This is a genomic window from Cytobacillus sp. IB215665, assembly GCF_033963835.1.
Classification (GTDB): Bacteria; Bacillota; Bacilli; order Bacillales; family SM2101; genus Nanhaiella.
On sequence record NZ_JAXBME010000003.1, the window covers coordinates 1 to 22,320 of the forward strand.

General features: G+C 34.7%; 28 protein-coding genes. 5 read left to right on the top strand and 23 right to left on the bottom strand.

Annotated elements, in window-relative coordinates:
• Window positions 1-156 precede the first annotated feature (156 nt).
• The 10 genes from SLH52_RS04290 to SLH52_RS04335 form a co-directional block, all read right to left on the bottom strand.
• Entirely contained in the window at window positions 157-291 is a 135-nt protein-coding gene (locus SLH52_RS04290; RefSeq protein WP_214483337.1) for a YjcZ family sporulation protein, read from the bottom strand.
• Window positions 292-560: 269 nt separating this feature from the next.
• Complete coding sequence (locus tag SLH52_RS04295; RefSeq protein WP_214483336.1) at window positions 561-797, bottom strand: hypothetical protein; 237 nt, start codon at window positions 795-797, stop codon at window positions 561-563.
• A gap of 85 nt (window positions 798-882) precedes the next feature.
• A complete protein-coding gene (locus SLH52_RS04300; RefSeq protein ID WP_320208063.1) occupies window positions 883-2,310 on the bottom strand; it encodes a dihydrolipoyl dehydrogenase family protein in 1,428 nt (475 codons plus the stop codon).
• A gap of 13 nt (window positions 2,311-2,323) precedes the next feature.
• Entirely contained in the window at window positions 2,324-2,905 is a 582-nt protein-coding gene (locus tag SLH52_RS04305; protein ID WP_320208064.1) for a CDP-alcohol phosphatidyltransferase family protein, read from the bottom strand.
• Window positions 2,906-2,936: 31 nt separating this feature from the next.
• Window positions 2,937-3,587 (bottom strand): TVP38/TMEM64 family protein, encoded by a 651-nt coding sequence (locus tag SLH52_RS04310; protein ID WP_320208065.1) that lies wholly within the window; start codon window positions 3,585-3,587, stop codon window positions 2,937-2,939.
• Window positions 3,588-3,750: 163 nt separating this feature from the next.
• Window positions 3,751-4,725 (bottom strand): ABC transporter ATP-binding protein, encoded by a 975-nt coding sequence (locus tag SLH52_RS04315; protein ID WP_320208066.1) that lies wholly within the window; start codon window positions 4,723-4,725, stop codon window positions 3,751-3,753.
• Between the two features lie 14 nt (window positions 4,726-4,739).
• Complete coding sequence (locus tag SLH52_RS04320; protein WP_320208067.1) at window positions 4,740-5,528, bottom strand: ABC transporter permease; 789 nt, start codon at window positions 5,526-5,528, stop codon at window positions 4,740-4,742.
• Window positions 5,528-6,397, bottom strand: coding sequence for an ABC transporter permease (locus tag SLH52_RS04325; RefSeq protein ID WP_320208068.1), 870 nt, complete (start codon window positions 6,395-6,397; stop codon window positions 5,528-5,530). The genes SLH52_RS04320 and SLH52_RS04325 overlap by 1 nt, the downstream gene beginning before the upstream one ends.
• Entirely contained in the window at window positions 6,375-7,613 is a 1,239-nt protein-coding gene (locus SLH52_RS04330; RefSeq protein WP_320208069.1) for an ABC transporter substrate-binding protein, read from the bottom strand. Before SLH52_RS04330 ends, SLH52_RS04325 begins: the two co-directional genes overlap by 23 nt.
• 689 nt (window positions 7,614-8,302) lie before the next feature.
• Window positions 8,303-8,539: a glutaredoxin family protein gene (locus SLH52_RS04335; protein ID WP_320208070.1), complete on the bottom strand. Its 237-nt coding sequence runs from the start codon at window positions 8,537-8,539 to the stop codon at window positions 8,303-8,305.
• Between the two features lie 192 nt (window positions 8,540-8,731).
• On the opposite strand from SLH52_RS04335, the gene SLH52_RS04340 reads away from it, so the two are divergent.
• Complete coding sequence (locus tag SLH52_RS04340; protein WP_214483327.1) at window positions 8,732-9,043, top strand: thioredoxin family protein; 312 nt, start codon at window positions 8,732-8,734, stop codon at window positions 9,041-9,043.
• A 107-nt stretch (window positions 9,044-9,150) separates the two neighbouring features.
• On the top strand, window positions 9,151-9,285 hold the full coding sequence (locus SLH52_RS04345; protein ID WP_320208071.1) for a hypothetical protein: 135 nt from the start codon (window positions 9,151-9,153) through the stop codon (window positions 9,283-9,285).
• A 107-nt stretch (window positions 9,286-9,392) separates the two neighbouring features.
• Here SLH52_RS04345 and SLH52_RS04350 read toward each other — a convergent pair whose 3' ends face one another.
• From SLH52_RS04350 to SLH52_RS04400, 11 genes are all read right to left on the bottom strand, one after another.
• Window positions 9,393-10,253 (bottom strand): DUF421 domain-containing protein, encoded by an 861-nt coding sequence (locus SLH52_RS04350; RefSeq protein ID WP_320208072.1) that lies wholly within the window; start codon window positions 10,251-10,253, stop codon window positions 9,393-9,395.
• 24 nt (window positions 10,254-10,277) lie between these two features.
• Window positions 10,278-10,484 (bottom strand): DUF1657 domain-containing protein, encoded by a 207-nt coding sequence (locus SLH52_RS04355; RefSeq protein ID WP_320208073.1) that lies wholly within the window; start codon window positions 10,482-10,484, stop codon window positions 10,278-10,280.
• Window positions 10,485-10,496: 12 nt separating this feature from the next.
• The gene (gene spoVAE / locus SLH52_RS04360; protein ID WP_320208074.1) at window positions 10,497-10,853 is read right to left on the bottom strand and encodes a stage V sporulation protein AE; all 357 of its coding nucleotides are present in this window, start codon (window positions 10,851-10,853) and stop codon (window positions 10,497-10,499) included.
• Complete coding sequence (gene spoVAD / locus SLH52_RS04365) at window positions 10,854-11,867, bottom strand: stage V sporulation protein AD (protein WP_320208075.1); 1,014 nt, start codon at window positions 11,865-11,867, stop codon at window positions 10,854-10,856.
• Window positions 11,868-12,350, bottom strand: coding sequence for a stage V sporulation protein AC (gene spoVAC / locus SLH52_RS04370; protein WP_320208076.1), 483 nt, complete (start codon window positions 12,348-12,350; stop codon window positions 11,868-11,870).
• Between the two features lie 13 nt (window positions 12,351-12,363).
• Window positions 12,364-12,840, bottom strand: a complete 477-nt coding sequence (locus tag SLH52_RS04375) for a YhcN/YlaJ family sporulation lipoprotein (RefSeq protein ID WP_320208077.1) — start codon at window positions 12,838-12,840, stop codon at window positions 12,364-12,366.
• Window positions 12,841-12,923: 83 nt separating this feature from the next.
• A complete protein-coding gene (locus tag SLH52_RS04380; RefSeq protein WP_320208078.1) occupies window positions 12,924-13,127 on the bottom strand; it encodes a DUF1657 domain-containing protein in 204 nt (67 codons plus the stop codon).
• A 140-nt stretch (window positions 13,128-13,267) separates the two neighbouring features.
• Complete coding sequence (locus SLH52_RS04385) at window positions 13,268-13,555, bottom strand: hypothetical protein (protein WP_320208079.1); 288 nt, start codon at window positions 13,553-13,555, stop codon at window positions 13,268-13,270.
• Between the two features lie 308 nt (window positions 13,556-13,863).
• Window positions 13,864-13,986 (bottom strand): hypothetical protein, encoded by a 123-nt coding sequence (locus SLH52_RS04390; protein WP_284730468.1) that lies wholly within the window; start codon window positions 13,984-13,986, stop codon window positions 13,864-13,866.
• A gap of 86 nt (window positions 13,987-14,072) precedes the next feature.
• Entirely contained in the window at window positions 14,073-14,423 is a 351-nt protein-coding gene (locus SLH52_RS04395; RefSeq protein WP_320208080.1) for a DUF1360 domain-containing protein, read from the bottom strand.
• 93 nt (window positions 14,424-14,516) lie between these two features.
• Window positions 14,517-16,718, bottom strand: coding sequence for a hypothetical protein (locus SLH52_RS04400; protein ID WP_320208081.1), 2,202 nt, complete (start codon window positions 16,716-16,718; stop codon window positions 14,517-14,519).
• A 211-nt stretch (window positions 16,719-16,929) separates the two neighbouring features.
• Between SLH52_RS04400 and SLH52_RS04405 the strand changes: the two genes are divergently transcribed.
• Together SLH52_RS04405 and SLH52_RS04410 are read left to right on the top strand one after the other, a co-directional pair.
• Window positions 16,930-17,616 carry a hypothetical protein gene (locus SLH52_RS04405; RefSeq protein ID WP_320208082.1) on the top strand — a complete coding sequence of 229 codons (687 nt, stop codon included), beginning with the start codon at window positions 16,930-16,932 and terminating at the stop codon, window positions 17,614-17,616.
• A gap of 482 nt (window positions 17,617-18,098) precedes the next feature.
• The gene (locus SLH52_RS04410) at window positions 18,099-18,671 is read left to right on the top strand and encodes a hypothetical protein (RefSeq protein WP_320208083.1); all 573 of its coding nucleotides are present in this window, start codon (window positions 18,099-18,101) and stop codon (window positions 18,669-18,671) included.
• A gap of 269 nt (window positions 18,672-18,940) precedes the next feature.
• On the opposite strand, the gene SLH52_RS04415 is transcribed toward SLH52_RS04410, so the two are convergent.
• The gene (locus SLH52_RS04415; RefSeq protein ID WP_320208084.1) at window positions 18,941-19,405 is read right to left on the bottom strand and encodes a hypothetical protein; all 465 of its coding nucleotides are present in this window, start codon (window positions 19,403-19,405) and stop codon (window positions 18,941-18,943) included.
• A gap of 108 nt (window positions 19,406-19,513) precedes the next feature.
• Window positions 19,514-20,329: a UTP--glucose-1-phosphate uridylyltransferase gene (locus tag SLH52_RS04420; protein ID WP_320208085.1), complete on the bottom strand. Its 816-nt coding sequence runs from the start codon at window positions 20,327-20,329 to the stop codon at window positions 19,514-19,516.
• Between the two features lie 190 nt (window positions 20,330-20,519).
• Here SLH52_RS04420 and SLH52_RS04425 point away from each other — a divergent pair, with 190 nt between their 5' ends.
• Window positions 20,520-21,674: a glycosyltransferase family 4 protein gene (locus SLH52_RS04425; RefSeq protein ID WP_413785493.1), complete on the top strand. Its 1,155-nt coding sequence runs from the start codon at window positions 20,520-20,522 to the stop codon at window positions 21,672-21,674.
• Window positions 21,675-22,320: the final 646 nt, after the last annotated feature.

Sequence of the window (22,320 nt, forward strand, 5' to 3'; positions counted from 1 at the left end):
TTTACAACGAGTAAAATTTCAACGGCTTTTTCATTTCAGAGGTGGGTTTTGTCCCAGCCTCTTTTACACTTCCTATAAAGCTACGTCTTACGTATAGCCTAAAGAGGAATAGCTTCTAATGAACTTACATGTCAATAGTGTTTACCAACCTTCAAACTAATACATAAATACGGTCGCACCTACGATTATTAATAGGATAAACAATATTACGAGTAATACAAACGATGACCCACCGTATGGTCCACCATATCCATAACCAGGATATCCATAACAACCAGATCCGCAATACATACCCTTTTAACACCTCCCTGTATATCATCACTATTACTGTATGATGACTAGTCAAATAACGATATGGATAAACGCGGAGATGTCTAGGAATTTTATAGGTTAATGTAAGGGAGGGGGAATATTAAAAGAGGCTTTAATTAGGCTGTTTACACTTTTATGATGTTTTTATACTGAGACATTACAATTAATAAATTCAGAAGAAGCCTCAATTAGCTGTTCTAATGTAGTAAAAATTGATACTAAATATACGAGAAAGAGATATAGCTTTTTTAAAACTTTCTATCTATTTCATTTTGCTTCTGTTCAAAGTACCTTTCTCCCTTTTCCATCATATTCTCAAATTTTCTCCAAAAAGAATCACTTGTATTGTCAAGTTTACCTAAATCTGAATCAAGCTCCCTTGCCCACTGATCAACTTTAGGAGGTGGTTTTTCGTTTGTTTCAGCTTCTCCTGTTATATCTGATAGAAATTTTGCTAACTCCTTCCAAAAATCTGGCACATTCATCACTCATTTCCTATATAGTTACCATAATATATTCGTGATGAATGCAGGTTGTTCACCAAATCATAGTTGTACGTATTCATGAATACTATCGAAACCATTTTATATATTTTTCTGTAATTTTCGGTAACGAGCTATTAAACAGCTTTTCACGCCAATACAAATCAGTTGTTCGCTGTACAGCTGCAGCATGGTTTGGATAAGGGTGTATGACTTGAGAAACTGAACCAATTTTTTGATTATATTGCTTAGCGTACACGATTTCTTGCATCCAATCTCCTGCACCTACACCTACTGCATGAGCACCGATTATTTTACCTTTGTTATTTGCAATAATTTTAACCATGCCATTTGTGTTATGGTCACTTACAAATCTGTCTACATCAGCTAGAGGTTGAGAGAATACTGAAATATCCCCATATGTTTCTTTTGCTTCTCTCTCAGTTAACCCTAGATGAAAAACCTCTGGATCAGAATAAGTTACCCATGGGACGTTATCATAATTGACCTTTTTTGAAATTCCTAACACAGCATTTTGTACGATTAACTTACCTTCCATACCGGCTACATGTGTAAATGGAAACCTTCCATTCACATCCCCAACAGCAAATATATGTTTAATATTTGTACGTAAATAATCGTCTACGACAACAGTGCCGCGTTGATCAACTTGTACACCTGCAGCTGATAAATTAAGCTTTGCTGTATTTGGAATTCTTCCAGAGGCAATGAGAATTTGGTCAACTTGTAATTGTACCTGACTATCGTCCTTTTTTATAGAAACGGATATATGTCCAGACTGTTTACTAACCTCTTCTACTGATGCATTTGTATAAATCGTCATTTCATCTTCAAGATGTTTTTGAACATACGGAACGATTTCTTCATCTTCTTTTGATAACAGTATCTCACTTCGCTCAACTACAGTAACCTCGCTACCAAAGCGAGCCAAAGATTGTGCAAGCTCTAAACCAATAGGACCTCCACCAATGACTAATAATCGACCAGGAGCTTCCTTCAAAGAAAAAATTGTTTCATTCGTTATATAATCAATATCATTCATTCCTTTGATTGGTGGAATAAACGGCCTTGATCCAGTAGATATGACAATTCTCTTCCCGTACACGACTTCTCCTGTACTAATTTCGATTTCGTGAGAAGATCGAAAGCTTCCGATACCGATATATACGTCTACTCCCATACTTCGAAATCTATCGGCATCATCATGTTTTGCTATCGTATTAATTGCTAATTTTACTCTAGTCATTGCTGCGTCTAGCGATGGTTTTCCTTGTAATTGAAGTCCAAATTGTTCTGTTTGCGTTTTTGCATGGTGAACGATCTTAGCTGACTCTATTAGTGCTTTCGATGGAACACAGCCGTAATGCAAGCAATCTCCACCAGGTTGTTCTTCCTTTTCAATCAACGCTACTTTTGCTCCTAATGAACTAGCACCCGCTGCAACTGTTAGTCCACCTGCACCGCCACCAATAACTACTAGGTCGTATTTTTTCACTGTTCTTCCCACCTTATGATAAAATTCTTTTTGCTTCTAATAATCGCTGAGCTGTTGTAAAAATTTCAACCACTAGAAAAAGTAATGTCAACCATACAAGCACATTCGTAAATATCATCATTGCTGAAAAAAGTAAAAACCCTTCTGTTCGTTCTGCTAAACCAGGTTGGTAATAAAAAGATTTAATACCTTCTTTCTCCGTAACTGCACCGACTGTTAAAAAAATTGTCATTGCAACAATGATTGACACACTTAATAATAAAAGGCTCCACATCGCATCTGGGTAACGAAATGCCAAACCTAAAATAACACTAATCTCTACAACGCGATCGAATGTTACATCTAGGACCGTACCAAATGGCGATGGTTTTGTTAGTCGTGCCATTGTGCCATCAACTGCATCTAAAAAACCAGAAACCCATAAAGCGATCAGTGCTAATACGGTATAATCGAAATAAATGAAAACACCAGTTGTTATACCAATTACAAACGAAATCACTGTTGTTTGATTTGCAGACAAACCTATTTTCAACAAACCCTTTGCCGATCTTTGAAAGATAGGTTGTACGTACTTCCTCGCATGTGTATCAAGCATGATTACGCCTCCGTTAATTAATTGATTTTGATTACTTCGTTAAACCTAACCTTTTTTTAAGTTTCTTACTTGTAAAAATCGGAATAATTAATGCGAGTAGAAATACGATCACTGCAATAATAACGATCTTCATATCTCCATGAGCAAAGCTTGAGCCTAAAAAGTTATAAGCAAATGTTCCGGGAATAATACCAATAAACGTTGCTAAGACAAAATCTTTAAACCGAACCTTTGAAATACCTGCGATATAACTAATCATGTCGAAATTAAATATTGGCAACAAGCGTAACAATAAGACATATATAAAGCCTTGTTTTTCAATTTGAGTTTGAATAGATTTGGCCTTTCCAGTCCATTCTTTATTACTAATATTTTTCCCTAGCTTACGGGCAACCCAAAATGATAAAGCGGCACCACATGTTGCCCCTACTACTGTATAAATGGTGCCATTAACAGCCCCAAAAGCTAATCCAGCAGCTAACGAAAGAATAGAAGCTGGAAACAGGATAAGTGGACGTACAGTATATAAAATGACATAAATAACTGGCGCAAACAGGCCAAATGATAATATCCATTCTCTTATTAACGTCGGAGTTATATTTAAATATTTGTTATTAATCCATATTAAAGTAATAAGAACAGCTATTAATAATATGATTTTTATAATCGTTTGCTTTTTCATTTGCTCCCTCCGTTCATTTCGTTTTTTAAAGAAAGCTCTGTCTGTAAACTTTGTTGCTATAGTTCCTAAAATAGCAAAGATACCCCAAAACCTAGTTGTGTACGTGTTTATTTCTTAGTACGAAAGCAACATTCTATACGAAAACAGCATAATAAATATACTTCTAAGCAAGGAATGTGTGTACGTTACTTCGGTTAGTCACTAGCTTTACTTTTTCTCCTATTTTCACACGACTGTTTGAAGGAACGATTACACTTTTATTTATATTATCTACTTCTATTTGATCAAAAAGTTGACCATGTTTGATGAATCTATTAATCACCATTCCACTAAAAGCTAGTTTGTGCTGATCAATTTGATTATTGCTCGGAAGTAATTCCAATTCTTGGATAGGTATAAACTTGTTATGATCTGTGATAAGACCATCACTGAAAAATCTAGCTACTTCCACGTTTACAGGATGAGTGTAAACATCTAGTGGAGCACCTAATTGCTGGATTTTATTTTCCATAACAATCGCCACCCGATTACCAATTGTCATCGCTTCTTCTTTATCATGTGTAACAAAGATTGTCGTAATATTTTCTTTCTGTAATAGAGAAACTACCCATTCTCTAATAGATGAACGCAATTCAGGGTCTAAGCTACTAAATGGTTCATCTAATAATAGCAGCTTCGGTTTAGTCATTAGTGCCCGTCCTAATGCTACACGCTGTTGTTGACCACCTGACAGCTCATAAGGATATTTCTTTTCATAATCCATTAATTCAATTTTTTCTAGAAGCTGTCTCGCATGATACATACGGTTTCTTCTTTGTTTATATAGCTTTTTTGCACCGTACATAATGTTTTCAAGTACTGTTAAATGGGGGAAAAGGAGGGGATGCTGAAACATCATTACAATAGGTCTATCTTCCGCTTTGGCATGAGTTACATTTATACCATCTACCCATATTTCTCCTGTAGATACTTGCTCAAGCCCCGCAATACTGCGAAGTATCGTTGTTTTCCCTGAACCAGATGGCCCAACTAAACTAAGTATCTCCCCTTGATCAAGTTGAAAATTAATGTCATCAACAACTGAAGTTTTACCATACTGCATTGACACGTTTATGCAAGATACAAATGATTCATCCATTTCATAGCACCTCTTTATCTTTTAGCAATATATATAACTGTTCTTATGACTAGTTCAATACATAACATAAACCCGATAGGGAGGATGGCAAATAGAATAGAAAAGCTAGCAATTACCGCATCATCTACTGTATTAAAATAAGGGTAGTAAATCGTCGCTAACGTCACTACCGTACCACCTCCGATAAGTGCTGTTAAAACGTATTGACTTAGTGAAATGACAAATATGAGAAATGACGCGGTACGTACACTAGGATATAGTAATGGTAAAGTAATCGTAGCAAATATCTTTAACGGTGATGCACCTAACGATTTCGCTTGTTCTTCCCATTTCACTCCAATACGTTCATATCCAGCTCTTAAAATTCTAACAGTATAAGGAACAGTTGGAATTAAATGAACAATGGTTACACCTAACCAATGGTCGGCTAACCCCAATTTAATAAAAGTAATGTGTAATCCCATTGCAACCGCTAAACTTGGAATTAGAATAGGAAGTAATAGCAGTGTTTCAAACATTGACTTACCAAAAAAACTCTTTTGTGCTAGTCCTTTCGCAGCAGGAAACGCAATGATAAAGTTTAGAATTAATACACCTATGCCAATTGTAATAGTCGTTTGAAGCGCCTCAATCAGTTTTTGATCTTTAAACAAAATCATCCAGCCTCTAGCCGAGTAATGTTCAGGTACAACATGACCAAAACGCCAACCGTATGAAAAGCTGTTTACCACTATTAAGGAAACTGGTAAACATACAAGCGATATCATAATAAGTAATCCGATATTTTTAGTGAGCTTTCTCATTATATTTTTCCTCTTATAAGTCTTGTTCTGAGCCTTTGTATACTCATAAAACTTACTGCTGTTATGACCAATATAAGTAAAGTTATAATAATAAAAGCAGCGAGTGCAAGCGGACGATTACTCCAATCACCTTCGAAAAACCATTGATAAGCAATAATTGCAATCATTTTCGGGTTTGTTGCTCCGACTAGAAAGGGTACTTCATAAGCTGCTACAATAAACGCAAACAAGATAATAAATGTCTCGATAATTACTGGGAGAAGCCATTTCCATTCGACTGTCCAAAATACATTCCAACCATTGCCACCAAGAGTACGTACAACATCCTCATACCGATTGTCAATTTCATAAAAAACAGGAATGAGCATGAGAATAACAAAGGGAACTTCCTTCCATATATAAGTCATCATTATCCCTAAACCATCTCGATCCATCGTCAATACTGGAAATTGACTTTGGTCACTAATGAGCTCAACTGAGTAAAAAATAGAAGCAATAATACCACTAGATGAAAATAGACTAAATACCATATAAGCTGCTACGAAATGCGGAAAAATCATCGGCATCCATACGAGTAACTTTAAGTGACTTTTTTGCAAAAAATGATAAATGAACTTTGCACTAATAAGGCCAATGATTAATGACATGACAGTTGATACCATAGTTACTCTTAAACTGAACTTGATTGATTGTATAAACACTGTATTGCTAAATAGCTCTTGATATATGTGCAGTGATACTCCACCACCAGTCGACTGTATCGATTCAATAATTCCATGAAGAACCCCATACGATATCAAGAGAATTGAGAACACCGTCACAGGAAAAAATAATAATAATGTCTTGTTATGGCGTTTGTACCACTTCATTTTGCCATGTCTCCTTCACCCAATTCACATATAGAGAATCTACTTCTGGTAATAAGTGATCCTTCAATACTTCTGAAGATAGTACAGAATCCCCTCTGTTGACTTGTCGTAATTGCTTTTGTAAGTCCTCGGAAAGCTTTGTAGGGTCTAGTGCCATATTCTCTCCCCACATAGAAGGCTCCATTTTCTTTAGTTGGGCTTCAGGTGATAATAAATAATTAATTGCAACCATTGCACCTGCCACGTTAGTACTGTTGTATGGAATCGTTAAAAAATGTGTATTCCCAATCGATCCAGAGTCAAACACAAATGTTTTTGTTGAATCTGGAAAGATCCCTTTTTCGATCAAGCTCTCAACACGTGCTTCATTATAACCCATTGTCATCCATACCTCACCATCACTATACAATCGATCTAATGCAGCTAAATCTTGAGGATAAGTTTCTCCTGACCTCCATAAAAAAGGTTTAATATCTCGTAAATAAGTCCACATTTCTTGACTTTGAGTATTAATATATTGTTCATCAAAACTTTGAGATAACAATTGATTTACTCCACCTGCTGCTTCATACATTAAATGGCGTAAAAACGCATTACCTGTAAAGTCACTCGCTTCTGGATATGTGAATTTTCCTTCGTTCTCCTTCACCCACACTTTTAGTTCCGCAAAAGTTCTTGGTGGTTCAGCTATATTTGCTGAATTGTAAGCTAATACAAATTGTACTTTCCCCCATGGAGCTTCCATATTTTCTGTCGGTGTACCAAAATCATATTGGACATCTAAGCTTTCTAAATCGACATATTGTTGGACATTCGGTAGTTTATTAGAAAATGCTCCTAGTAATAACTCATTTTCTTTAGCATTTTTAAAATTTTCACCATTAACCCATATAACATCAATTGTTCCTGAATCTTTGCCTGCTTTTTTTTCAGTTAACAATTTTTGAAGAATATTCTCTGTATCCATCGGTGTGCGGGTTAAAATAATGTCATGCTGCTCAAGTAGTCTAGGTGCAACCCAATCATCAATGTAAGAGTTAATTCCCTCATCTCCACCCCACATAAATATATTCACTTCTGTTCCACTGGCAAGTTCAATAGTATCTTTCCATTCTTGCTGAAGTATATTTTCAGCTCCGTGTTGGTTAGGTTGATTGTTGTTACATGCAGATAGTAGAAAGAGAAAAATAATTGATAAAATCTTCAATTTTTTCATATATTGTCCTCCTAGAAAAATATAATATCTTCACTTTCAAGGAGGATCTTACTCGGTATTCTCCCTGATTTTCCTGTTAGCTTTTGGCTGTTTTCACATATGTTGTTGTTTTTCGTATTTTTTAAAAAACACGCACACTACAAGAGTTCTTGGCATCTTTTCTTCTTTACAACGATGACTAACATATAAACCCACTTTTTATAGTGCTAATTTGGTAACTTTAACAACAAAATTCACAAAAAGAGCCGGAGCTATTACACTACCACTATGTGTAAGCTTTTCATTATAGTAGAGTAGCTGCACATTACATTTACCAATGTACAACTATTAAGTAATAGTGCATTGTCAATTACTCTTTACTCTTCGATTTATTAGAACAAAGAAAAAAATACGTATAAACCCAGTATGATTTTTAGCCAGTAACATGATAACAATTCACTTCTTACTGCCCTAATTTAGTACCAATAGTAAGAAAGTTTATGGAAAGAGCCTTGTTAAATGCTATTATCGCATAGACTATTATCACTCTGAATAGGGCATAGGGCATGCACAAAGGCACCTTTCTTTAACTAGATTATCTTAATTTTCCACAACTTGCATTGTTGTTTCAACACATTTAACGACAACAACCTTAATCAAAGATTAAAAAAAGAACCTTATGAATATATAACGAATATATTAACAATTTATTAAAAGCTCTCCAGCGTTGTAGGAAACATTTTCAAAATGTCTTTACCAATAAGCACTTTATCATCTAGATGTAATATCGGTAATGTTATATCATTAATGAGTTGTTGTAACTCAAGTAAATACTCTTTATGATGAAATATATTTTTTTCAGTAAATTGTATACTTTGCTGTTGTAAAAAATTCCGTATATACTGGCAAGACGAACACCCATCCATCGTATATAAAACCGTTGTCAACTTTCATTCCCTCCTTACAATGTCAATTCTAATGACATCAAAACTCTTTTTCAGTAAGACAGCTTACATACATTACACCTATCTATGGATATACTTTGGAGGAAGAACAAACACAAATAAAATTTGTTCTTTATCTTATCTATTTGTGGTACATTGAATAAGTCATTTAATTATGAAAGGGAGAGATCATACATGGAGAAAATCACATCACTTGATCAGTTCAACGATATTACAGCGAGGGATGAAAAATCAATCATCAAATTTTATACAAATTGGTGCCCAGATTGCAGACGTATGGACATGTTTATAGGTGAAATTATTGACGAAAATCCTTCATTAAACTGGTTCGAGATAAATAAAGATGATTTCCCTGAACTAGCGGAAAAATATGATGTAATGGGAATTCCAAGTTTGCTAATATTTAAAAATGGTGACAAACTTAGTCATCTGCATAGTGCAAATGCTAAAACACCTGAACAAGTAAGACAATTTCTAAATGAATAATAATGAGTAGAGCCATTGCAGAATTTATGCAGTGGCTTTATTGTAGTATATATTTTGTTGTACTTCTCATACTACAAGTAATGCTTACTAAGGAGGTTGCTCATATCATGGATCGATTTAAGGATAATAAAAAAAGTAACAGGAAAGTGGACCAAGAAAAAAAATTTATTCAACAAACATATACAAAAAGCCCAAAACAACCTTCTCCACAGCCTAAAGATTATGAAGATATAGAATATTAACGGAATCGTTCAAGCGCCTATCATCATAAACCTTATCTTCATAAGGCGCTTTTTTTTTGAGTGAAATTATTTGGTGTATTATGAATTATGAACTCAGGCCTACAGTTTTAGTGTTCCAAATATGCTGTTAATTTTATCAGCATGTCTTGAAGTTTTTGTGCATTTCTAGCATACATGTCTTTTGCTGTACGATTTTCAGTTTGTAGTGCAAACAATTCAAAATCTGCTTCACATTTTTTTAAAGAGGCTAATAGCAATTGCTTTTCTTGTGGTTTAGGAATTTCTATTTTATCGTCATAAACATCTATGGTAAGCTGCCCATAGGAGTCGACCTGTGCAAGAAACACATTTTCTATAGCTACTCCTTTTTTATCTAGCTCTTCCTTTAACCACCTTCTATTTAAGCCTATCGTAGTAAGGGGCTCATCAAAGATTTGCCCATCCATAACAACAGTTTGGGGCTCCTTTATAGCAGGGGGATTATCAATAACATCCTCAACTGAAAGTGGCTGCTTTTCCTTTTTTAGTAAAACGCTTAAATCTCCATTCGTTTCTAATGTAGCAAATTCAACATCAGCAAATTTAAAGACATCTTTCTTCCTGAGTTGCTCTAATAGCTCATCTAGAGTATATTTTTCCTTTTTTAAATTGTCCTCCATGATTTTTCCGTTTTTAATGAACACTGTAGAGTTTCCCTCTACGAAATCTCTGAACTTTTTATTATGTAAAGATAGGAATGAAATAGCTACAGGAAACATTGACCAAATAAAAATGCTTATTAATCCATGCATGACGTTTAGGCCAAGATCCATTGAAAGAGTTCCGGCAATATCACCAATTGTAATCCCAACAATATATTCAAAAAATGATAATTTGGATAATTGCTTTTTCCCTAATATTTTTGTGATGACAAATAAACCAATAATGATTGAAAAAGAACGGATGACAACCTCTATCCAATCAAGCATAGCGTTAGCTCCTTCTCGTAAATATTAAAAACCTCTATATTGAGGCTCTTCTCCTTCTAGCTCTCCTACACGTACTTTGATATCATTAATAATGTCTTCAGTTATTAGCATCGCTTCATGAAAATTACGTTTAGCCTCATCCTCTACTGATGTTAGTGCTAAACTTTGTAATCCTGCATGAATACCCTTTAAGCTTGCTAAGCTTTGCTTTACTTGTGATCCAACCGTCATATCTATCACCTCTTATCCTTTTGGTTTAAAGAGTAACGCTCCGATAAATCCGAATATGATAGCTGCTGAAATCCCCGCACTAGTTACTTCAAACATACCTGTCAGCACTCCAATGATGCCATGTTTTTCTGCTTCTTGTAACGCACCGTGAACGAGAGAATTCCCAAAACTTGTAATCGGAATAGTTGCACCTGCACCTGCAAAATCAATGAACGGTTCATATAAACCAACTCCGTCAAGTATAGCTCCAGCAACAACTAGAATACTTAAAGTATGTGCAGGAGTTAATTTAAACACATCAAACATAATTTGTCCGATAACACATATTAAACCACCAACCACAAAGGCCCAAAAGAAAGTTGCAATCATTCACATTTCATCTCCATTCTCTATGGCTACTGCATGTGCTATGCAAGGAATTGTTTCTCCTTGTTGAAATGAAAGCGGAGATAGTAATGCACCTGTAGCAATGACGAGTATTCTTTTCAGTTCTCCTGCTTTCATACGGTTAAGTAAATAACCGTACGTAACTGAAGCTGAACAGCCTGCCCCACTTGCGCCAGCCAATACAGGCTGACCTTCCCGGTAGATAAGTAACCCACAATCTTGATACTTATGATCTTCGATAGCTAGTCCATGTTTTTTTAATAGATCGAGCGAAATCTCTCTTCCGATATGTGCTAAATCACCTGTAATAATTAAATCATAATGATCTGGATTAATATTCATATCCTGAAAATGAGCCTCTATCGTTTCAACAGCTGCAGGTGCCATTGCTCCGCCCATATTAAAGGGATCAGTTAAACCCATGTCGACGACCCTTCCTATTGTAGCTGAAGTAATTCGCGGTCCTTTCCCCTCTTTACTCACTAATGCAGCACCTGATGCAGTTACAGTCCACTGTGCTGTTGGAGGCTTTTGTCCACCATATTCAGTAGGATAACGGAATTGTTTTTCCACAGCAGAATTATGACTAGTAGCACCGGTTAACACATAATTTGCACCTTGATAATTTACAAGAAAAGCACTTAATGCTAATGCCTCCATTGAAGTTGCACAAGCGCTAAAAACACCTAAGTATGGTGCACCAATAGACTGTGTTGCAAATGTTGTGGGAGTCATTTGGTTAATTAAATCACCACCTATAACAAACTGTACTTTGTCCTTTGGTAAATGAGCTTTTTCAAGTGTTTTAAAACATGCTTCTTCAAATAATATTTTGTGAGCTTTTTCATAAGAGTCCTCACCTAGCCACAAATCTTCGTGTAATAAGTCAAAATGATCCGCTAGCTTTCCGTTTGCTTCGAATGGTCCACCTACGGTACCTGTTGATATGATGACAGGCTTATGATCAAACACCCATGTACGATGACCTTTCAGCATTTATAGGCCACCCCATTGTGTAACAATCGTTTTTATTAACCCAACGACAAATGCGGAAAATGTACCAAACAGAATAACTGATCCTGCAAGCTTAAACATATTCCCTCCTACACCAAGAACAAAACCTTCCGTACGATGCTCAATGCACGCAGAAATAACTGCATTACCAAATCCCGTAACCGGAACTGCACTTCCGGCACCTCCAAACTGTGCAATCCTATCATAAACCCCAAAACCAGTTAAAAGCATCGATATAAAAACCATAGTTGCGACTGTAGGATGTCCAGCGGTTTGCTCGGTAAAATTAAATTGGTAAATATAAAAAAGTTGGATCATTTGACCAATGATACAAATAAATCCACCTACGAAAAAAGCTTTAATACAATTCATCAAAATAGGACGCTTCGTCTCTCTTACCTTCTCGAATTTTTGATATTCCTGTTGTGTTGGTGTCAAGTTTTTTAGTTTTTTATTTGCCACCATATATCACCACCTTTTAAGCTTCTTCTTTTGATAATAATGTTATGTCATTTAATTCTTTTTCAGCTTTCTTTTTATCAAGCTTATCTTCATTAATTTTATTTTTTAGCCGCGTCAATTCAATGAAGATTTTTAAATCCCTAGAAACGGTAATTTTGTAATCTGGAAACTCTTTTTTTAACGCTTTTTTAGCTTTATCTTCTATATCAGCTAAAAACCATCTGTGAACATGTTTTACCTTGAAAGCAACGACAACTTCTTCATCAATATTTACAGCAATAGCTTGCGTAATCCTATCCTGTTTTACTATTTCCTTCATAACTCTTTGCGAAATTGTTTGATCAATCACAATTTGTTCGGGAGGTCTTTCCTTTGATGTGCTACTTAATTTTGTTATCATTTGGTTATCTTCGTTTGACTCTTTTTCCGTCATTGTACAGCTTGATGCTATTATGGTAATGATCATTAAAAAAAGCAGTCTACTTTTTCTCATTCAAAACCAATCCATTCTTTATGTAATGCTTAAATAGTATGTGCAAGCACTTCTTCCAAAAAAGGCTGGTTTTTAACCAACCTTTATTGTTTGTACTGAGGTTCCTCTTGTTCAATTTCTTGCATGCGTGGATTAACAAGATCTACAATTTGTTGTGCCTGCTGTGCAGCTTGCTCATATAATTGTTTAGCTTGTTGATTTTCAGTTTGTAGCGCAAATTGCTCAAAGCTCGCTTGTGCACTTTTTAAACCAGCTATCGTCTGCTTAACTTGAGTTGCAACAGTCAAAATAATATCCTCCTATGCTGGAAATTTCTTTTCACTGCTTATCTTGTATCGTTTACACATTTTTTATAATAACTTTTTTTACCATCATGCCTTCATATAAAAAGTAAAACAGAGCTCTTGTAAGGAGCTCTGTTTCAAAATTAAAACCAAGAAAACGGTCTTCTTTGTTGGGGTTGCTCAACATTTTCCTCTTCTGTACCTTGGTCATCTTCATTAACTTCTTCTGTATCAGTTGCAGTTTCATCTGCTTCTTCAGTTGCTACTTCTTGTTGTCTTCTTGGACGAAATCCCCAAGGATCACGGAAAGGCCTTCTTTCTTCCTGTGGCTGTTGCGACTTACCACCTTCATCTTGGATAATTACTTCATTTGCCTTAATGATTAAATTTTCTACATGAATTTCTTTCGGTTTCCGTTTTTTTTCTGCCATTTTCTACCCTCCTGAGAAAAAATCTTTACTCGCTTCTAACATATGCAATATATGATATTAGTGTATAGGCTTTTCAATTAAACAGATCTAACTAATTTATATTTTGAATATTTTTGCTTTGATCGTTGTTTTTCTCACCTATAGTAACAAGCGTTTAGTAACATTTTTTCATGGGGATTTTGAAATAATAGTAATAAAGCTCATATTCGACAGCAAACATATTAAAAATACTTCGGGTAAATTTATTAAATAAGCTAGAGCTCACTCTACCTTTTTCACTCATACATTTTATGTTAAGCTTTATCAGACTATCTTCTCTTCCCACAACCACAACCACCAGTTTTTTTGTAAACAGGAGTCGCAGGAGGTGGGGAAGCTACGTATTTACCTTGTGATGGTTTATTTACTGGTTTCATTATGATTTTTTTCACCAAAACACCTCCAAATTCTTTGTGTAATATTATATGCATAACAAATAAATCTGCTGTAGTGAAAACGAGCATTTAATGCTCATTCTCTACTCAAGCAGTCTCGAAATAATAACTTCAATGATGGCAGCACACCCTGCAATAGCAAAAATAAAAATTAATGGTTCGAATAAAAAAGGCCAGAACAAATAACCTACATAAAAAAAAGTCGCACACCATATACCGCTACACCAATAACAACTAAGTAGCTCTCCTATCCAAGCTCGTAACCCAGTCCCCTTCACCTGCATATACGTTACAATAGCTCCATTTGGTTGCTCTTCTTCGACCACCTCATGAAATGGTTTACGAAGAAAGGCTGTAATTGTGTCATAAATGATTAATCTTGTAAGCCGAAAGCTTGCAAGAAATAATATAACGAATTCAAATACAGTTAACATTCATTTCACCTTTGCTTTATCTTTATTTTTTAAAGCTGACTTAATAGCATTTTTGGCACCATGTCATCTGTAGCAAAGAGGCTATCTCAAAAACTATTTGTTATATATTTTTATTTTTTTTAAGAATGAAATAAACCAAGATTTTTTATTTTGTTTTTCTAGAAAACTATTATTTCGTCTTTCTTTTGAATTGTCATAATTACTTGATTGACCTTCACTTCTTTCAACTGCTTCTTTATTGTTAAGTTCATAAGGTGTGTGATTCATAATAATCGTTCCCACTTGCTCTATTTCATCAACATGCTCTTCAAACTTTTCTTTACTAATATCAATCGTACGATTCGTTGTTTTACTTTCAGTTTTTTCAAATTGTTTTGTACTATCATCAGATTCCTGAGCATGTTGTGAACTAACTGTTGAAGTATTCATGTGAGTTGTATGTTCTACGTTATCAACACTTTCAAGTGGTTGTTCATCTAAATTATCTTGACTTTTCTGACCCACCAATTCAACATTTTCACCATGTTTGTCAGTTGATTGTTCATTAATAAGATGTTCTTGAGATTCTATTAACGTCTGTTGTATTTTTTCCTTCTCATTGATAACTGAAAAATTGTTAGCCTCATCTTCTTGAAAATGATCACTCGTTGCCTTTTGTTCGCGATGAAAGACGTTAGTATGTTGGGAATCTCTTTCCACATTCTCGTGCGAATCATCTTGCTTTTCTTCAATACTGATTACATCATCTTTTAAATGTTCATTATCAACTAATTCATTATTGTTATGTTCAAGATGATGCTCATTGTTCATAATTTGTTCATCACATTCCGTAACATTGTTTAGTTGACAGTCGTCCTTATCTTGTGGATTGATGGTATCATTGCTATCTTCAATAGCTGCTTCACTAACATTTTGTTCATTAAACTGCTGATGAATAAGATCTTCAGCTCCAAGCTTCTCTGGAACCGTATGTTGTTTAACTCCATTTTCAGATAATTCTTCAGGCACATGTTTATTAGCTAGGATTTGCTCCTCCTCAGATATTGTCATATTAGAGCTTTGGTCTATACTTACGCTCTCCTCTTCAGCAACATTTTCTATTATTTCGCCAATGTCATTATCGTGCTGTTGTTTACTTATCATCATCTTTTGCTTAGGATTTAATGTGACTTCGTTTTTATGGTTTTTTTTTTGTTGATTTAATGACTGTTTAGTTTCAGTAGATTTTTCTCTTAGACGTGATAAAGGATCAACATAATTTGCACTCTTTACACTTGGAATTTTATATTTAGGTACATTGGACTTTGTAACGTTTTGTTTATGCTGTGAATTAGATGATTGAAGCTGATCTTTTTGAGTAAATACAATGTTTTCTGGAGAATTTTGTAATATTTCACTTAGCCGTATAAAGCTATTTGTAGTAGTAGAATCTGATTGGCCACCTTTTTTTTCCTTAATCATGTTTGAAGAATTTTTTACTTCAATTATGGGCGATTGTTCTTGAACAGGTACACTTACATCAGGTATTGTTTGGGGTTTGTTGGTTTGTGTGTGTGTTGATTCAAAAAGCTCTTGTTCATCCTTTTCATTACTAAGCGCTTGAAGATCTTCTTGTTTTAGCTTAGAAATCTTATCTTCCATATTATTGATTTTCTCTAGTAAGATCTTGATTTGTTCATTTATACCACCTTGTTCTTCGTTCTTTACTTTAATATCACTATTATCTGCAACCACTTTTTTGTTGTCTTGTAATTGCAGTACATTTTCTTGTTGGTTTGCGATAATTGAAAGTAATTGATCGATTTTCCCTCGTAGGTTCTCATTATCAGCTTGTAATGATTCACTTTCCTTTTCCATTTCAACCAGCCTCTTTTCATAATCTTTCTTTTTTAGTTCTATTGATTCGAGTTGATCTACAAGTGTTGATTGAATACCTTCTAATTTTTCACATGTATCTGTTAAAGAGTGTATTTTATTTTCGTACATATCTCTTTGGTCTGTTAATTGATTCAATACTTCTTTAATCATTGAAAACTGTTCAAGCAAGTCCTGTTCAACATTTGCAAATTGAGAAGACATTTTTATATAAAAGTCAGATAATTGTTTTGATGTCCTTTGATTATCCTCAATTTCATACTTTTCTGACTGTTCAGCAGCTATTTCTTTTACTTCTGGTATTGTAGATCGTTCCTCGTTCATATGAATTAATTCCTTATATACTTCATGCATATATTGTAATCCTTCCAACTGCCTTTTTAGTTCCTCATTTTCTTGAATGATGTCATGTTTTTTCAAGTTCCTCCCCCCTTTATTCATACTGATTTGCGCACAAAATACAGTTATGATCACAATTCATCTTACCTACATTTTATGCACATTTCTTTAAATGTTTACATCAACAAGTGCACATGCTCAAAAATTGAAAAATAGTCATTTATCTTATCACATACTAACGGTCAATTCATAAGATGAAGTAGATTCAAAATTTATGGAAAGGAAGATATGTATGGCAATTAAGCTTGACGAATCATGGAAAGAAGAGTGTATACATGTTTGTAAAGTGTATGACTGGACCACTTTACTAACAAAAATTACAGACAGAGAACTTAAGTTAACAACGTCGAATTCGCCAATAGACTTGCAGACAGCAGAAATTGACAAAACAATGTGTGATGTTACACTTATCGCTTGTGAAGAGCCAGATCCAGATGATCGTACTGAAGTATTATGTTACCATGACGGTAGAGAAATTCGCTTATGGAAAGTCTCGTTAAAGAAAACTTTTTGTATTGATATAACTGTAGAAGCAACAGGGATGAATGCAAGTGGTATGACAGAAACGGTTTGGGTAACATTTGACACAGTAATGGTTTCTACTTGTGAGGAAGTGCTTCTATGTGCACCTCCTGGAACAGAAGTATGCTGTGAACCGTTTGAACTAGACGGTCATAAAACTTGTAAAGTTGAACCGATTATGAATATTTCATGTTCGCAAAATGCTGATGGAACTTTTACTTGTTCTGCAACAACTTGGGTTTGTCTTAAATCATGCCAAAACATCATGGTGAAATTTGATGTTGTGTTAAAAGTTTGGGCTCAATTCTGCGAACCTAGAGGAGAAATTAAGTGTGACCTAGATTGCATCCCACCAGCGAATCCTCCACAATGTGATGAACTGTTTCCGTTGTGTTGACAACATATCATAATCTCTTCTTACAAACTTGTGAGCAAACAACGTTCTAACGATATCAACGGAAAGTGCCTTACTATATATGTAGGCACTTTTATTTTTTGCTTTTCGTAAAATTTGTGCTTTTTATTACAATCATATGAGCAACTGGTGTGTATGATATGATTTTAGAATTCTTCATGAATTATATTCGTATGTAGCTCTTATTACGAAAAATGTGATACCAGCCCTTTTATAAGGTTCTAAACTAAAAAATAAATAGACACGAAATGGAAATCTAGTTGTTTTCGTGTCTATTTATTTGTACGAAAACAATAACCTATGCGAAAAAATCCATTTATTAAGCTAGAGTAGGAAAAACAGTCAGCTCTTAGAATAGTATTGATTTTTTCACTTGTTAGACAATCTTTTTTTTCATACATATATATTGACTAGAATTTCTTTCGTTAAGGGAATCAAGTTATCTCAAAAGGAGGATATGATAAATGAAGGAATCGTTTCGTGAAATTGAACAGCGACTTGCACAGTACGAAGCTGACCTAAAGGCTGTTAAAGAAGAGTACCTCTCAGCTAAAAGTCAGCTTGACAACAACGAAAATGTATTAATCATTCCTTATTTCCAATATTCAGTTCTGCTACCCAAGGAAAAAGAAAATACAATAAAAGTATTCGGATCGTTCGTCATTAAAAATATTGGTACCGTTGAAGTGAACGAGCCGATTATTTGTTTGCTCACTTCTCCTTCAAATGACATTTTAATTAGCGGTAAGATTGGTGAACATATCAATTACGACTCACACGACAATCCATATCATTTAGAGGCTTGGGATTATGTAAATGACACACTTAAGAGCAAAGTAGAAGACAATGGAGAGTATTGGTTAAAACCAGTAAAAACAAAAAAAATCCGACCAGAAGAACAACTATCTTTCGCAAATTTCCACATATCCTATCACCTAAATCAGAAAGTCCCCATATTTAAAGTAAAGGCATTCTTTTATAGCCAGGAATTGAAAAAAGGAGTTGCCTCAATCAATCAGATTATCATTCAACACTAAAGTATATTTTTAAAAAAATTGATTATATTTATAGCAACTTTATTACTAATAATGCAAATTTAAAAACTAGGAGAACGTTGACCTTTTCTTACGTTCTCTTAGTTTTCACTGTTTTCACATAAGCTTGTTTGTCGTACATAAAGATAAACCAATCGTCTATGGCATCTTTTCATCTTTCAAAAAGTTGAAAATTCTATAAAACTACTTCTACATGCTTTCATGTAGAACAAAATAGTAACATCGCTTACGAAATGGGCCTAGATTTTCACTCACCCTTTTTGAAATGTTGAAACATTTAAGCTCCTACAATTACTGTTAATTCCAGTATCCGAATCTGTCATATCGTTTGCAATTGTGAGTCTATACATATGACAGCCAACACCTGGCTCATCACAAACTGTGTTGTTCGGAGTTAATGTAAACATTCCACCAGCCCTATTATCATTAACAGCATACTCACATAATATAACAGGATCAGCCATACTACTTGTAATACGTTCAACTGTATAAGTACAGCTTACGCCATTAACTGCCCCATCAGCATTGTTAGCTTGTAGGTCAACCATTGAATCCACCTTAGCGACCCAATTTTTTTCAGTGACATTTATCATTGGGGTAGTTAAAACGATATTCGTAAAGTTGTTCATTCCAGCAGTTTTCACTGTGATATTATTATTTTCCATAACGCAATAAATTTCATTTTCCCTTTTCCCTTTGCATTTACAACCTGACATCCGATTTCCATCCTTTCAGTAGTATTTTTAGAGGTATGATTTATACCTGTTTCTAATTTAGTAAATGCAAGTTATATTAAAATTGAAACGGACAAGAGTCCACCATTTTTACCCATTTTTCATATTACTGTAAACAAAATTTAGTAATTTCATATAATCATCCATACTACCAATATCGTATCTTTGTCCTTCTATTAATTTGCCGTATATATTTTCTGATTGTAACAATGCTTTCATGCCATCTGTCAACTGATATTCACCGCCAATACCCCGTTTAATCTTATCCAATTGTTCAAAAATCATTGGTGTAAAAACATACCTACCTATGACTGCTAATTGAGAAGGTGGGTTTATCTTTGGTTTTTCAACAATATCAGTTAACCTATAAGTATCGTTACTGTGCTTTTTTCCTTTTATTACGCCATATTGATTTAAGTACTTTTCATCAACCGTTTGTAAACCTATGACGCTCTCTTTATATTTCGTAAATACATCAATTAATTGTTTCAGAGATGGTGAATGTTTATGGAGAATGATATCATCAGGTAATAACACAGCAAACGGCTCATCATTTACAAATGACTTACCCAGACGAATGGCATCCCCTAGACCTTTCGCAATAGGTTGGCGAGTATAGTGAATTTGTATATCTGGTATATTAGGGGCATCCATCAAATGCATCTTATTTTTCCGCTCAAGAAATGCTTCAAGTTCAAGTGAATGGTCGAAGTAGTCAACGATAAGGTTTTTTGATCGAGAAACAACCATTAATATTTGCTCAATTCCTGACTCAATTGCTTCTTCCACTACGTATTGAATGGCGGGTTTAATACCAATCGGAAACATTTCCTTGGGAATAACCTTTGAGATTGGTAAACTACGTGTTCCATATCCTGCTGCTGGTATGATCGCTTTTTTAATCACGTCAACCTCTCCTCACTTCCTATCTTTCCGTTAGATAATTACCTTCCTATATGTTATGCGAGAAACCTCTCCCTGCAAGTTGACCATGATAATATTACTTACTACCATTATTTTTGGGCTCCGCATTTGTCACAAAAATAGCCATAACAAGAATAAAATATGAACAGACACGGAAGGAGGGATGGATAAGGTGAAGATTTGCTTTATTTGTACCGAAAAGCTTCCATCACCATCAATTAGAGGAGGGGCAATCCAGCTGATGATTGATGGGGTGCTTCCATATTTAAAAGATAATCATGACATAACAGTTTTTTCAATCACTGACCCTGATCTACCTGTTAAGGAAGAGCGTAGCGGAGTCACATTTATACGTTTTGACAGAGAGCATTATAGATCACTAGTAGCTGAAGAATTAACTAATCATTCCTTTGATGTAATCCATGTATACAATCGCCCTGCAAATGTGCCACTATATAAGCAAGCTTCTCCTACTAGCCGCTTCGTCGTTAGTCTTCATAATGAAATGTTTGCAGAACATAAACTTCCCTTTGATGAAGGTCAACAAATTATACATGACGTTGATGCGATTACGACTGTTAGCAATTATATTAAACAAACAGTGCTAAGAAGATTTCCTGAAGCTGAAAAAAAAATAAAGGTCGTCTATTCTGGTGTTGATTTACAACAATTCATTCCTCTATGGTCTTCTGAAGGCAAACACATCCGCCATCGATTACGTCAAAAGTATAGTATTGCTCAGCATGAAAAAGTCATATTATTTGTCGGCCGTTTAAGCCAATCCAAAGGCCCTCATATATTACTTGAGGCAATGAAATATATATTAAAAAAGAATGAACATGCTGTTCTCGTTATTGTTGGAGGAAAGTGGTTCAGTGATAATAAAATGAATGGCTATGTTCGCTCATTATACAAACAAGCACTTCCATATGGAGATCGCATCATCTTTACAAAATATGTTCCAGCTGAAAACATTCCACACTTATTTCTAATTGGAGATGTATTTGTATGCAGTTCTCTTTGGAATGAACCATTAGCGAGGGTCCATTATGAAGCGATGGCTGCTGGTATCCCAGTAGTTACTACTAAGCGGGGCGGAAATGAAGAAGTTATGATTGATGCAATGAACGGTCTACTTATTTATGACTATAATAATCCTTTGGAATATGCCAAATCGATCAATTTTATGTTATCACACCCATCCATTGCGAGGGGGTTTGCTAAATTTGGCAGAAAATTCGTTGAAGTTAACTTCCAGTTTCACCACGTCGCAGATAGGTTAGAAAGGGTATACAACGAAGTATTGTTTGAGGAAAATCAAAAATAGAGCCTAGCAGTTTAATACTATTGTTTGTAAATTTTGCCCTTGTTAGGGAAATACTCCAACAATTTGAACTCAAAACAAAAAGCGGCATGTTGCTGATTTTTGTTTTTTGCTGTTTATCGCATTAATTTCTGTTTTTTTCTTCTTAGGCTCTTTTCGTAAACTTTGTTGTAATTATGTAAATTTGCGAAAATGGTGAGTATCATATAATTGTATAGGTTTTTGGAGAAGAAAAGATGCTACGAATATTAGTTATATTCCCGTTTAGCCTTAATTACGAAAAGTAACAATTAATACGAAAACATACTTTGCTTAAAAGCTATGGTAGTCGTCAAAGGCTCTTTTCGTAAACTCTATTGCTATTGTTATCAAATTAATACCAAAAAAGTGGCTTTTATATTGTTTGTCATCGTTGTACAGAAGACAAGATGCTACGAACTCTAGTTGTGTACTGCTTTATTTCTTAATACGAAAAACAGCAATCAACGCGAAAACAGCCTCATCAAAGAACGTCTTTCTATTCTCATTTAGAATAAATAACAACACAAATGCCAAAACCATCAATTCAACAATTAAAGTTAAAAAGGTCAAATCTCCAGATTCTATAACTTGTATTTTGAGATATTTTCTCTTTTACAAGCTATGGAAG